The organism is Streptomyces sp. CBMA123 (assembly GCF_014596465.1).
Taxonomy (GTDB): Bacteria; Actinomycetota; Actinomycetes; order Streptomycetales; family Streptomycetaceae; genus Kitasatospora.
In genome coordinates this window covers 32,049-44,632 of sequence record NZ_MECK01000556.1, presented here as the reverse complement: position 1 = coordinate 44,632, position 12,584 = coordinate 32,049, and the positions used below count along the sequence as shown (strand labels likewise).

Genomic DNA, 12,584 nt, shown 5'->3' with positions numbered 1-12,584 from the left:
GCAGGACGGGCGACGGGGCTGGCCGCCGCACCAGGCAGCCCAGGAGGGCCGCAGTAGTACCGGATGGTCGCAGTACAGCAGTAACCGGCAGTACGCAGTTCCCAGTCAGTACAGAGGATGAACGGAGGGACAGACCGCCATCAGGATCGCCCGGCCCGTGAGGTATTCACCCGGGCGGACACCGCAGACCCCACAGCAAGGACGGTGGTTTCCGGTCACGCATACGCGATCCCCGCACACCCCCACCCTTGGGGCCGTGCGGACACAAGGACCGGCCCAGGGCCGGTAGATGGTGTTGTTCCCCTCGGGGCCCCGGAGCCGCTACGGCACCGGGGCCCCTCAGCGCCGGCTCGGCCCCAGTGCCCCGCCGTCATCGCCTGAACTCATCGGTCCGGTGGGAGGAAGTTGTCCGCCGGCTCGCGCGGCTCGGGCTCGCCCATGGATTCGGCCCTGCCGGGGACCGCCCTCAGCCGGGACCCCCCGAGGACCAGGACCACGTCTTCGTTCGGCTGGTGCCCGCGCCTCGGTGCCCGTTGCCCGGCCGTCTGCTGTTGATGAGGCTCGTTGAACATGGTTCTGGCCGCGATTCCGTGAATGATCTCGTCCCTGCCGTCACAGGCTCAGCAGCAGGTCCCGGACCGCGGCGGGCTGGGACAGGAACGGGTGGTGGCCGGTGTCGAGTTCGACGACGCTGCCGGCCCGGCGGGCGAACTCGCGCTGCAGCCGCGGCGGGGTGCCCCGGTCCTGGGCGCAGACGAGGTATGTCGAGGGCACCTGCTGCCACGCGGCCGCCCCGATCGGCTGTCCGGTCACCTGCACGCTCTGCCGGGCGAGGTGGTTCGCCGCCTGTGCCTGGATCTCGGGGTCGCAGTCCTGCAGGAATGTGTCCACGAGTAGGTCGGGGCGGACTCCGAAGGTGCCGGCGTCAGGGTCGACGTCGAGGAACGGGGCTGGACTGCCGTCCCCGAACTCCGACAGGCTCTGCCCGACCTCGGGCAGGTAGCTGGAGATCAGCAGCAGGTGGCGTACCGACCCGACGCCCGCGGCGGCTTCGGCCGTGATGATGCCGCCGTAGCTGTGGGCGACCACAACGGTGGGTTCGTCCGCGTCCAGCAGCGTCTTCCGCACCGCCTCGACGTCCTCGGAAAGCCCTGGGCCGCCGGCGCCTGCGGGCAGGCCCGCCTCTCCGCAACTCGGCAGCGCCGGGGCCACGCTCGGCACCCCGCGCTCCTGCAGCAGGTCGGCGGTGCGGTGCCACCACCACGACCCGTCCCGCACACACGCCCCGTGCACGAACACGACCCTCATCGCTGCCTCCACGTCCGCCTTGGCTGCCCTGTGATCAACGGTAGACGTGAGCCGAAGGTCATTCACGGAATCACGGGCAGAGCCGTTTTCGCAGATCCTCGTCACTGTTCGCTGCCCTCCGGTCATTGCGCCGGCCTCCAGCTGGCGTCCGGCCGCTGCCGCACCCCGTGGGCCCGGGTACCCGCCCTGTCGGCCTCCGCCTCCGCCCGCCGGCCGACGCCGCCGTTCGGTCCGGTGTCGCGCAGCTTGCGGTGGCCCCCCCTGGGGGGCCGCCGTAAGCGGTTCGCCTGGTCGGACATCACGAACGTCGAGGTGGTGAAGAAGAACGAGCGCGCCAACGCCCCGGATATCGTGCGGATCACGCACCGGGGCCACGGCGTGTGCAGCCCGCCGGTGCTGATTGGTCTCCCGGGCAGCTGGCGGGACCCCGATTTCGAGGCCAAGGCCGCCCGGAAGTTCGGGTGGCGGACGTGGGGAGGTTCGCGCGGCGCGCATCGGGGCCTTCGAGCCGACGGCCTGTCAGCGGGAAGCGGCGCAGGCGTCGTGGCGTGGGCGGGTGCTCGGGTGGTGGTGCGACGGGAGCGCGACCCGAGGAGCGAGCCCAACTCGCCCGATCGGGCCGGGGTTCACCACGGTTCAGGTGGCGAGCGCGCGTGAGGGGTTGGTCAGCGTGGCCGCAGCCCGTCGAAGAGCACCGCGAAGATCCGTTCCCGGGCGGCCGCGTCGTCCCCGAGGTGCTCCATCGTCGTGGTCGCACCGATCAGCAGGGCGACGAGTTCCGGCGGGCCCAGCTCCGGGCGGAGGGCCCCGGCGCGCTGCGCTCGGGCGAGGAGTTCGGTGAGCTGTGCCCGGATCGCCGCGCCGGCGTCTCGCAGGGCCGCGTGCGCGTCGACGCCGGCTGCGGCGAGTGCCTGGGCGAACTCGTTCTTGCCCGCGGACTGTTCGACCACCAGGCGGAAACAGTCGAAGAACGCCTCGGCGGGTGCGGAGTCGGCGGGCAACTGCGCGGCCTGGGTGGCGATCGTCTCGAGCTTGCGCACCATCACGGCTTCAAGCAGTGCCTCCTTGGTCGGGAAGTGCCGGAACAGCGTGCCGACCCCGACTCCGGCGGCCCGGGCGATCTCCTCGGTCGGCACGCCGACGCCGCGGGTGGCGAACACCTGCGTGGCGGTGTCCAGCAGCCTGGCCCGGTTGCGGGCCGCGTCCGCCCGCAGCGGGCGTTCCTGGGTGCCGCTCATCGCTCCCACCCTTTCCTGTCGGTGGCGAAGCCACACTGGACAAACGGAGTAGCTAGTCCGTATCGTCGAAAGCGGATTCGCTAGTCCGATTCTAGCGACGGATCCTGCTGGGGGTTGATCATGTCCGAAACGCTGTCACCTCGTGAGGTCTTCACGAAGCTGCTCGACGGTATCGGTGGGGGGCGGTTCGCGGAGCTCGCGGACCTCTACGCCGAGGACGCCGTGGTGGAGATCGTGTTCGCACCGGTCGGACCGCGCCGGTTCGAGGGACGGTCCGTGATCAGGGAGCGGTTCATGGAACTCGCCACGAGCGTCCCCGTGGAGCTGACCCCGGTGGACGTGGTGATCCGGGAGACCGACGACCCGGAGGTGATCGTCAACGAGTGGAACTACCAGGTGCGTCACCGGGCGACCGGGCGGACCTCCATGGCCGCCAACATCCAGGTGCTGCGCGTCCGCGACGGCCTGATCGTCAGTAGTCGTGACTACCACGACCATCTGGCCCTTGCCGTAGCCGGCGGCAACCTGCCGCAGCTGGTGGAGGCACTGGACGGCAACTGACACAGGTCGTCAGCGGCCCTGTGGGTGTAGGCGTCGCCGTGGGCCATCGAGGGCAACCTGCGCGCCCGGACCTTCTACCAGGGCCAGGGCTGGACGCATGACGGCACGGTGCCGCGGGAGTCGAGCGACGGGGTGCCGATCACCAAGCTCCGCTACCGCCGCATCCTGCCGACCGGCTGAGGCGGCGGGGTGCCGGTGACGTCGAAACCGGCGTGGACGAAGGTCGCAGGCAGGCGCTCGGTGAGGTCTTTGAGGAAGTCGGCGGCTTCCGGGCCTTTGGTGGTGCGGTGGTTGAGGCGGTGGACCTCGTGACGGCCCGTTCCGCGCGCCGCGCCGGGCTGGCCCCCCGAGCATCAGACCCTGTGCCCGGCGAGATCCGCGATCCGCGATCCGTGGCTCGCTCAGCGAGACTCGGCGTCGAAGCCGCCGTTACCGGTGCGGCGGGCCTGCCCGCGCCGTCCACGGCTACGCCTTCGACGGCTCGTCGGCGGTGACCGCGCTCAGCGGCGTGGCCAGCGATTCCAGGCTGCGCTGCTCGGCCTTGACCCCGATGACGGCCTCCACCAGCCCCGCCACGGTCATCAGCCCCGCGCCGATGCAGAACGCGAGGGTGGTGTCCGAGACCTTGCCGCTGCTCACCAGTCCGTTGAACAGCAGCGGCCCGCTGATGCCGCCGACGGCGGTGCCGACCGCATAGAAGAAGGCGATCGACAGGCCCCGGGTCTCCAGCGGGAAGATCTCGCTCACCGTCAGGTAGGCCGAGCTGGCGCCGGCGGAGGCGAGGAAGAGCACGCCCGTCCAGCAGGCCGTCATCGTCGTGGCGGAGAGGTCGCCGTGCTGGAACAGGGCGGCGGTGGCGAACAGCAGGAGGCCGGAGCCGATGTAGGTGCCCGCGATCATCGGTTTGCGGCCCACGGAGTCGAAGAGGTGGCCGAGGAGCAGCGGTCCGAGGAAGTTGCCGACGGCGATCACCGCGAAGTAGTAGCCGGTGTCGCCCTTCGCCACGCCGAAGTAGGTGGTCAGGATGACGGCGTAGCCGAAGGTGACCGCGTTGTAGAGGAACGCCTGGCCGATGAAGAGGGCCAGGCCGAGCGTGGTGCGGCGCGGGTAGCGGGCGACCACGGTGCGCACGACGGTGCCGAAGCCGAGAGCCGCGCGCTCGCGGATCCGGATCGGCTCACCGGTGACGGGAGGCAGCGGCCGTCCGGTCGAGTGCTCCACGGACTCCTCCGCCTCGGCCACGACCTCCTCGGCCTCCTCCGCCCGGCCGTGGGTGAACAGCCAGCGCGGACTCTCCGGGACGTGCCGGCGCACCAGCAGGATCACCAGGCCCAGCACCACGCCGATCCCGAAGGCCAGCCGCCAGCCGAGGTCGGTGGCGAACAGCGAGGTGTCGAGCAGCGCGATGGACGCGAAGGCGCCGAGCGCCGCGCCCACCCAGAAGCTGCCGTTGATGACCAGGTCGATGCGTCCGCGCACCCGGGCCGGGATCAGCTCGTCGATGGCCGAGTTGATGGCCGCGTACTCGCCGCCGATGCCGAAGCCGGTGAAGAAGCGGCAGAGGAAGAAGAACCAGGCCGTCCAGGAGAACGCCGTCAGCGCTGTCGCGGCGAGGTAGACGGCGAGTGTGATCATGAACAGTCTCTTGCGTCCCAGCCGGTCCGTCAGCCAGCCGAAGAACAGGGCCCCGGAGCAGGCGCCGGCCACGTAGACGGCGGCGGCGATGGTGGTGACCTGCGCGGTGGAGATGGCGATGCCGCTGCCGTGCTCGGCCAGCCGGGCCGCCAGGTTGCCGACGATCGTCACCTCCAGGCCGTCGAGGATCCAGACCGTGCCCAGGCCGATGACGATCCGCCAGTGCCAGGCGGACCACGGCAGCCGGTCGAGCCTGGCCGGTACGGAGGTCTCGACCACCCCTGGTTCCTGATCTCCCCGGACCGCCGTCGACTTCGCCGGATCCGCCATGACGGGTCTCCCTCCGCTCGTCCTGCCCCGCTCGCGAGTGCCCACCCGCCCCGGCACCGCCCGGCGAGCAGGTGACCGCGTGGACGTCACGGCCGCCGCACGTCGACCGTCAAGCCGGCTGCGGGGCGAGTGGTTGGGGTGACGTGGTCGCCGCCCCGGGGTCGCGTGTGCCCCGCACGGCACGTCCCATGCCCGGACGGTCCCGGCGGGGGCAGCGTCGCCGGAGGGCCGGACCGGCCAGGCCGCCTTTCTCGCCGAGGACTCGGCGGTCGGCGCGGCGCAGGACGGCCACCTGGCGATCCCGGCGACCGCGAAGCCGTACGACCATGCGGTGGGCGCGTGGATGCGCCGCCGGCGGCACCCTCGACGGCCCCGCCAATCGCACCGGCGGTGAGGCGGACCCGGCCTTCCGGCCCGGCACCCGGCTGTGCGGACGGGCGGGGGCCCGCACCGAGGGCGAACTGACCGACCAGCAGAGCGCACTCCTGGACACGCTCACCCGCCACTGCGAGACCGTCGTCGGCTGACCAACGATCTTCGGTGCACGGGCCGGGCCCGGCCGCACAGCCGGGTGCCGGGCCGGGCGCGGTCACTGCCCGGAGGACTCCTGGGCGCCTGGCGCGGGGCTGTGGTGGCCGTCGGCGGGTGTCCGCAGGAGGGTGGCGAGCAGTTCGGCGACGGTGGGGCCGGCGTCGGCCGGGTGGCGCAGCTGTTTGGCGGCCAGGACGCTGTAGTGGTTGGTGCGGCCGCGGCGTTCGTGGCTGAGGTATTCGGCCTGTTCGAGGTCGGTGATGATGCGCTGGACGGCGCGTTCGGTGAGCAGGCAGCGGACGGCGATGTCCCGTACGCGGACGCCGGGGTCGCGGGCGATCTGGACCAGGACGCGGGCGTGGTTGGTCAGGAAGGTCCACTGTCGTTCCGTCGGTGCTGTGCCGTTGTCCATGCCCCCACGATAAGACCTTGGTTCACGACCGACGAAACACGACAGCAGATTCGTGCTTTGGTTGACAGGCACGGCTGCGGGGGCGAACAGTGGAGCTACCGCAGCCCGCACAGGTGTCCGTGGCGGGCTGCCCTTGATGACCCCTTCGGCGGGAGTGGTGTGCGTGGACCCGATGAGCAGGGAAGGCCTGGAGCGGCTGGCCGTCGTGCTGGCAGAGCGGATCGGCGCGCCCTGCGAGAGCGGGGAGGACGCCGGCCGGGCGGAGCCGCTGCGCCGGCAGGTGCGCCATGCGGTGACCGGCATAGATGCCTACCTCGGCGCGGTGGAGGCGGGCAGCTGCTCCGCGGTGGGACTACGTGAGCGCGCCCTGGACCTCTGGGATGGGCTGGAGCGGATCGTAGCCGCCTTGCCCGCGCACGACACCGCCGGCACTGCGGGAGCAGACGTCCGTGAAGGCGGGAACCGGGTGCCCGTGCAGCCCGCCCCGTTGCCCTGAGGAGGAAGCCGTGTTGCCCCACCCCCTGCTGAACTCGGAGACCCTGCGGGTCGGCGGCGCGCTGGTGTGCTCCTTCACCGGGGACATGACCCTCGACAGCGGACCCGTCGCCGACCAGACGCTGAACGCTGCCTTGGACCAGCGCCCCGTCCTGCTCGCCGTCGACCTGGCCGGCGTCGAGTTCCTCACCTCCACCGGCCTCAACGTGCTTCTGACCGCCCGCCGTCGCGCCCTGGCCGAGGGAATCCCGCTCGTGCTGATCGCGCCCCCGCCCCAGACGTTGCGGGTCCTCGATCTCACCGACACCACCGCGCTGTTCACCATCCACGCCACCACCGAAGACGCTCTGCGGCACCACGTGCCACGCACTCCTTCTGTCTGAGCGCGTCGCCAAGGCCCCCTCGGGTACCCGCCCGGGGCCGGGACGAGACCCTCCGAAGCGAGTAGCCCGCCACGACCGATGCGCACCACCGACTCCGCTCCCGCACGCGGCCACCGCCGAGCGCACCCCGGTGGCCCGGCCGTCGCTGGCATCGGCTCGTCAACGGATTCTGTAGTCGCCAGGGGCCGTTGCTTGGCCACCGGCGGCGGCGGTGGACCTCTGCGTGGGTCCCGGTTCGGGGCCCGGGGCGGCGAGGGGTGGTGCGCTGCCCTGCCCGACGAGCGGCCGCGCCCCCCAGCCGATGCAGCGCCGCACGTCGCGCCGGCCGGTCGACGGCCGGCGCGACGCCGTCTCAGGCGGGCAGCACCCACTTCTGGTTGGCGCCGCCGGTGCAGTCCCAGATCTGCACCTGGGTGCCCGCGGTGGTGGACTGCCCGGGGTCGTCCAGGCACTTGCCCGACTGCGGGTTGTACAGCGAACCGTCGGAGCGCGGGATCCAGACCTGGGAGCCGGTGTTGTTGCAGGCGTAGATGTCCACCGCTGTGCCGTTCGCGGTGCCGGCCGCGTACACGTCCAGGCACTTGCCCAGCACGTGCAGCGTGCTGCCGGCCGGGACGACAGTCCACTGCTGGGCGGGCGTGCCGTTGCAGGTGTAGATCTGCACCGGGTTGTAGTCGGCGGTGGAGGCGGCGCGGTCGTCCAGGCAGAGGCCGCCGTAGCCGGTGATCGCCGAACCGCCGCCGCCGCTGCCGCCGGTGGTGGTGGTGTACGCCGCGACGGACGCGACGCTCATCGTCGCCCCGGAGGTGGTGGCGGCCGTCGGGGTGGTGCACCCACAGGCGCCGTTGGGGAAGCCGCCGCCGATGGCCAGGTCGAAGATGATGGACAGGGGGTGGTCGAAGGCCTGCTGCCAGACGGCGGTGCCGACCTGGTTCTCCGTCACGGTGAAGTACGCGGCGCCGTCGAGGTACCAGGTGATCGACTCGGCGGCGGTGTTGGTGCGGTCCAGGACCATCGCGTAGTCGTGGTAGCCGCTCTGGCAGCCCGGGCAGGCGCGCAGGCCGCTGCCGATCCCGTTGCCCTCGTTGCAGACGCCGCCGGGGAAGGTGCCGCAGTGGACGGTACCGGCCACCTGCGAGCGGGCGTTGACGTCCTCCATGATGTCGATCTCGCCGTTCTCGGGCCACTGCCCCGGGCCCAGCATCCAGAACGCTGGCCAGTACCCCAGCCCGCCGGCGGGGGCGGGCTGCACGATCGAGGCCGTGACCTCCAGCTTGCCGCCGGCCGGCGCGCCGGCGACCGCGTTCGGCGTCCGGATCCGGCCCGAGGTCCAGGAGCTGCCGCTGCCGAGGGCGGTGATGTCCAGGTGGCCGCTGCCGTCGAGGTGGACGTTGGCGGTCGAGTCGGTCATGGTCTCGATCTCGCCGGTCCCGAAGGTCGAGCCCGGGCCGGTGTCGTACGTCCAGTTCGCCCCGGACGGCCGTGCGCCGCCGGGGCCGGAGAAGTCGTCGCTGAACACGGTCGTCCACCCCGGCGGCGGCCCGGCGGCGGCCACCGGGGCGGCCGGCGCCACCGCGGCGGCGGCGGTGGCGTCGGCGGCGGGCGCGTGGCCGATCAGCGCGACGAGCATGCCGAGGGTGGCCAGGACCGCGAGTCGGCGGCCGGACCGGGTGCGGAGGCGAGCGCGTCGGCCGGTGCGGCGGCGCGCGGGGTCACGGGTCATCTGGGGCTCCCGACGGAAGGGGCGCGGACCGGCCCGCGGGGTGGGGTGGGGGCCGGTTCCGCGGAGCGGGGCGGGGGCGCCGGTCCGGCGGATCCTGCCGGACGGGCCCTGGAGTCGTCCTATCGTGTGCTGACCTGAGGCGCATTCAACTCCTGTACCTGTCAAGGCGTCAAGGGGATGGAAGGGCACTCCGCTGCGCCAACTCGTGAAGGCCCTCGCACGGGAGCGGGGGCCGACGCTTCGGTGCACATTGACGAACTGAACCCGGGGGACCCCGGACAGAGGATCGGAGCACGTCCCCCTCGGTGCGCCCCCTGCCCAGCGTGGCGGCGGCGGTCGTTCTCTGGGCCGGCCGGTGATCGCATCCGCGGCACGTGCCGCTCAGGTCCGCGCGGGCAGGACACCTGCCAGGTCCGGACTCTGGACCATCGGCACGCCTTGATCTGCTTCGGCCAGGCAGCCCATCTGCGAGACGCATTGCTCGCCCCCGACGAGCTGGATTGCTCTCGGGCTGATGCGGACCCTGGCCTGCGCCGATGGCGGGAACGTGTCGAAGCAGGGGAGCAGTTGGGAGTACGGCCCCGAGGGAAAGCTGGAGTGGACCCGCCCGCCCGCCCGTCCACCCGGCCCGCCCGCCCGTCCACCCGGCCCGGCCGGCCGTGCCCGGCGAACCACGCCCCGAGCCCGAGTACCACCGGTGCGTAGAGCGCCGAGACTGCGCGTTCCTTCGTCCCTGTCCGAATCTCCTTGCACGGCAGCCGAGTTGACGGCCTATCAGGAAATTTGCGGAGCCTCGCCGCGCCCCCGACGTCCGCTCCAGGATATGGGCGGTGGGATCCCGCCGGGCGCGGGACGGCGAAACCCGCCTCCTCGGTCAGCCGTCCCTGTCCCCGTCGGCCGGCGGCAGTCGGGTCAGCGCGTCGCGCAGCGCGGCCCTGGTGGTGACGCCCAGTTTGGGGAAGAGGCGGTACAGGTGCGAGCCGACGGTGCGCGGGGAGAGCCTGGTCCGCTCGCCGATCTCCTTGTTGGTGAGCCCGCTCGCCGCGAGTTCGGCGATCCGGCGCTCCTGCCAGGTCAGCGGCACGGCCGCCGCGGCCGCCGGACCCGCCGGAAGCCCGCTCTCCCACAGCCCGCTCTCCCGCAGTTCGGCCCTGGCCCGGGCCTCCCAGGCCGTCGCCCCGAGCCGCTCGAACTGCTCGGCGGCCAGCAGTAGCGGGGCCTGCCGGGCCGTCTTCGGCGCCTTCAACTGCCGCAGCCTGATGGCGTGCGCCAGCCGGATCCGGGCCAGCTCGAAGGGGAAGTCCCCGGCCCCGGGGTACGCCTCGACGCGGGCGAAGGTCCGCTCGGCCTCGGCGAGGTCCGCCGCGGTCATCGCCAGGGCGCCGTAGGCGGACAGCGCCAGCCGGGGGGACGCCTCCGGCAGGCCCGCGTCGCAGGCCGCCAGCGCGTGCCGGCGCGCCTGCTCGCGGCGGCCGCTGTACAGCGCGGCCTCGGCCAGTTCGAGCAGGGCCCGCGGGGCGATCTGATGGGCGTGGCGGTCGAAGCTGCCCGGCGGCGTCATGCCGATGGCGTACAGGTAGGCCGCCTCGAAGTCGCCCTCGGTGAGCGCCGCCCCGGTGGCGATCGCCTCGGTGATCTGGGTGAGCAGGCCGACGCCGCGCGGCCGGGCCCAGGCGTCCACGGCCGACTGGAGCTCGCGCGCCTCGTCGAGCCGCCCCTGCCTGGCCGCGAGCTGCCCGAGGCAGGCGCGGGCGTGGTAGGCGAGCAGCACGTGGCCGTGCGCGGTGGCCAGTTCCAGCGCCCGGTCCGCCGTCCGGCGCGCCTCCTCCCACTCCCCGGAGTACATCCGGTCCAGCATCAGCATCCGCAGCAGGACCATGACGCTCGACACTGCGCCGGCCTCCTGCTCGCGCTCGACGGCGCCGCGCAACTGGCCGCGGTACTGGTTCAGCACGTCGACGTGGGAGGCGCAGACCCCCAGCCGGGCCAGGTCCCAGGGGGCCTGGTTCGCCGGGTCGGCGAACGCCCGCTCCAGCCGCGCCCGCAGGCCGACCCCGCTACGGGCCACGGCGCTCGCGTCGTGGTACATCGCCGTCAGGGGGTGGACCAGCTCGCCGAGGGCCTCCAGGATGCGGTCGGTGCGCTGCCACAGGGCGGGGTCGCCGGAGTAGTGGGCCATGGTCACCAGCGCGTCCGCCGCGCGGGTCAGCGTCTCGTCACCCGCGAGCGCGGAGTCGCCCGTACGGTGCTCGACCGCCGCCGCGAGCCGCCGGAAGGCGGGCCGGACCGCGCCGGAGCGGACGAAGTCGGCGTGGGCGGAGGCGAGCACGGCGGCCAGCGGCGCGGCCGCGCCCGGCTCCGGCTCGAAGCGGTGCAGCAGCCGCTGGGCCTCGTCCAGCAGGGCCGCCTGACCGGCGAGGTAGGCCGCGTCGCCGAGCCGCCGGGAACGCTGCGCGGAATCCTCGCTCAACTCGGCCGCGCGGGTGAGCCAGCTGACCGCGGCCGCCGCACCACCGCGCCGGGTCGCCGATCCGGCGGCCGCCTCCAGCGCCGCCGCCACGGACTCGTCGGGGTCGACGGTCGCCGCCGCCAGGTGGCCGGCGTACCGCTCGACGTCCGCGCGGTGCACCCGGGCCAGGTCGGCGTGCGCGGCCCGGCGCTGCGCGGACGTCGCCAGCTGGACGACGGCGGAGCGCACCAGCGGGTGCCGGAACACGAAGTCGCGGCCCGCCGCGTCCACGTCGAGCAGCCCGGACGCGGCGGCCTCCTCCACGCCGCGCATCCGGTACCGCGCGCCGGGCTCCCCGCCCGGCCGGCCGGCGGTGCCGTCGAGGGCGCCCCGCAGCAGTTCGGCCCGGGTGCCGGGGTCCAGACGCCCGATCCGGGCGCCGTAGTGCAGCTGGAGGCGCCGGGACAGCGGGAGGGCGGCGCCGCCCGGGTCGCTGCCCGGGTACGGCGCGGCGGGGCGGGGCGGGAGCTCGTACAGGGCCAGCGGGTTGCCCCGGGCGTGGTCAAGGACGGTGCGCCGGGTGCGGGCGTCGAGCTCCGGGCGGTGCACCGTCAGCAGGCGTTCGGCGGCCTCCTCCGACAGCGGTTCCACCGGCAGTTCCGGGAGGCGGGCGTCGTCGAAGCGGGAACGCTCGTCCGCCCGCAGCGCGACCAGCATCTTCACCGGGCCCGCCGCCAGCCGGCGGGCGACGAACCCGCACACCTCGGCGCTGGCGTCGTCCAGCCAGTGGCCGTCGTCGATCAGCAGCGTCAGCGGCCGCTCCGCGCCGACCAGGGACAGCAGGTCGAGGACGGCGATGCCGAGGGCCAGCACGGACGGCGGCCCGCCGCTGCCGTGCCCGAACACCACGTCGAGCAGCGCCCGTTGGCGCTCGTCGAGCCCGGCGGCGCGGTCCAGCACGGGAAAGAGGCACTGGTGCAGCCCGGCGTAGGGCAGTTCCGACTCGGCCTCCACCCCAGTGACCCGGATCAGGGCGTGCCGCTGCCGCGCGGCCAGTCCCGCCGCGTGACCGACCAGGGCGCTCTTGCCCACCCCCGGCTCGCCCCGCAGCACCAGGGCCTGCCCCTCGGGCGCGGCCACGAAGGCGGCCAGCGCGGCGAGTTCGGGCTCCCGGCCGATCAGCCGAGGGCCGCCGGGGTCCGGACCGCCGGGCCGGGACGGCAAGCCGTCGCTGCGGAGCCTGTCCTCTGCGGCCACGTCCCGTCCTCACCACCGATCGAGGCCTGAGCGGCCTTCACCTGTTTCGCCGGTGTCGCAATGTACCTGGTGACCGGGACCGTCCGGTTCGCTCACGTCCCGGACCCGCCCAGTACCCCCGGGTCCGCAGGGCGGAGTCGGTGTGAGTTGCGGGTGGCTCAGCAGGTCGCCGACCTCGTTCGGCCGGGCCGAGGCGATGGCCGGCGCGTCCAGCCGCTTGACTGCCTCCTCCGTCGTCATGGCCGCCGTCCGGCCGCCGACC

Annotated in this window: 11 protein-coding genes; 5 read left to right on the top strand and 6 right to left on the bottom strand. The window is 73.5% G+C overall.

Annotated features, from left to right (window positions below; all coding sequences use genetic code 11):
• Positions 1-612: 612 nt before the first annotated feature.
• The gene (locus BG452_RS36635; RefSeq protein ID WP_188308658.1) at positions 613-1,308 is read right to left on the bottom strand and encodes an alpha/beta hydrolase; all 696 of its coding nucleotides are present in this window, start codon (positions 1,306-1,308) and stop codon (positions 613-615) included.
• Between the two features lie 315 nt (positions 1,309-1,623).
• Here BG452_RS36635 and BG452_RS36630 point away from each other — a divergent pair, with 315 nt between their 5' ends.
• Positions 1,624-1,965: a hypothetical protein gene (locus BG452_RS36630; RefSeq protein WP_188308657.1), complete on the top strand. Its 342-nt coding sequence runs from the start codon at positions 1,624-1,626 to the stop codon at positions 1,963-1,965.
• Positions 1,966-1,973: 8 nt separating this feature from the next.
• On the opposite strand, the gene BG452_RS36625 is transcribed toward BG452_RS36630, so the two are convergent.
• Entirely contained in the window at positions 1,974-2,546 is a 573-nt protein-coding gene (locus BG452_RS36625; RefSeq protein ID WP_188308656.1) for a TetR/AcrR family transcriptional regulator, read from the bottom strand.
• A 120-nt stretch (positions 2,547-2,666) separates the two neighbouring features.
• Here BG452_RS36625 and BG452_RS36620 point away from each other — a divergent pair, with 120 nt between their 5' ends.
• Positions 2,667-3,107 carry a nuclear transport factor 2 family protein gene (locus tag BG452_RS36620; protein ID WP_188308655.1) on the top strand — a complete coding sequence of 147 codons (441 nt, stop codon included), beginning with the start codon at positions 2,667-2,669 and terminating at the stop codon, positions 3,105-3,107.
• Between the two features lie 465 nt (positions 3,108-3,572).
• Here BG452_RS36620 and BG452_RS36615 read toward each other — a convergent pair whose 3' ends face one another.
• The gene (locus BG452_RS36615; protein ID WP_188308654.1) at positions 3,573-5,072 is read right to left on the bottom strand and encodes an MFS transporter; all 1,500 of its coding nucleotides are present in this window, start codon (positions 5,070-5,072) and stop codon (positions 3,573-3,575) included.
• Between the two features lie 326 nt (positions 5,073-5,398).
• Here BG452_RS36615 and BG452_RS36610 point away from each other — a divergent pair, with 326 nt between their 5' ends.
• Positions 5,399-5,599, top strand: a complete 201-nt coding sequence (locus BG452_RS36610) for a hypothetical protein (protein ID WP_188308653.1) — start codon at positions 5,399-5,401, stop codon at positions 5,597-5,599.
• Between the two features lie 62 nt (positions 5,600-5,661).
• Here BG452_RS36610 and BG452_RS36605 read toward each other — a convergent pair whose 3' ends face one another.
• Positions 5,662-6,015 carry a helix-turn-helix transcriptional regulator gene (locus BG452_RS36605; protein ID WP_188308652.1) on the bottom strand — a complete coding sequence of 118 codons (354 nt, stop codon included), beginning with the start codon at positions 6,013-6,015 and terminating at the stop codon, positions 5,662-5,664.
• A 172-nt stretch (positions 6,016-6,187) separates the two neighbouring features.
• Here BG452_RS36605 and BG452_RS36600 point away from each other — a divergent pair, with 172 nt between their 5' ends.
• Together BG452_RS36600 and BG452_RS36595 are read left to right on the top strand one after the other, a co-directional pair.
• The gene (locus BG452_RS36600; RefSeq protein WP_188308651.1) at positions 6,188-6,511 is read left to right on the top strand and encodes a hypothetical protein; all 324 of its coding nucleotides are present in this window, start codon (positions 6,188-6,190) and stop codon (positions 6,509-6,511) included.
• Between the two features lie 10 nt (positions 6,512-6,521).
• Positions 6,522-6,893: an STAS domain-containing protein gene (locus BG452_RS36595; protein WP_188308650.1), complete on the top strand. Its 372-nt coding sequence runs from the start codon at positions 6,522-6,524 to the stop codon at positions 6,891-6,893.
• 352 nt (positions 6,894-7,245) lie between these two features.
• On the opposite strand, the gene BG452_RS36590 is transcribed toward BG452_RS36595, so the two are convergent.
• Positions 7,246-8,616, bottom strand: a complete 1,371-nt coding sequence (locus tag BG452_RS36590) for a ricin-type beta-trefoil lectin domain protein (RefSeq protein ID WP_188308649.1) — start codon at positions 8,614-8,616, stop codon at positions 7,246-7,248.
• Between the two features lie 874 nt (positions 8,617-9,490).
• On the bottom strand, positions 9,491-12,322 hold the full coding sequence (locus tag BG452_RS36585) for an ATP-binding protein (RefSeq protein ID WP_317621397.1): 2,832 nt from the start codon (positions 12,320-12,322) through the stop codon (positions 9,491-9,493).
• Positions 12,323-12,584 lie beyond the last annotated feature (262 nt).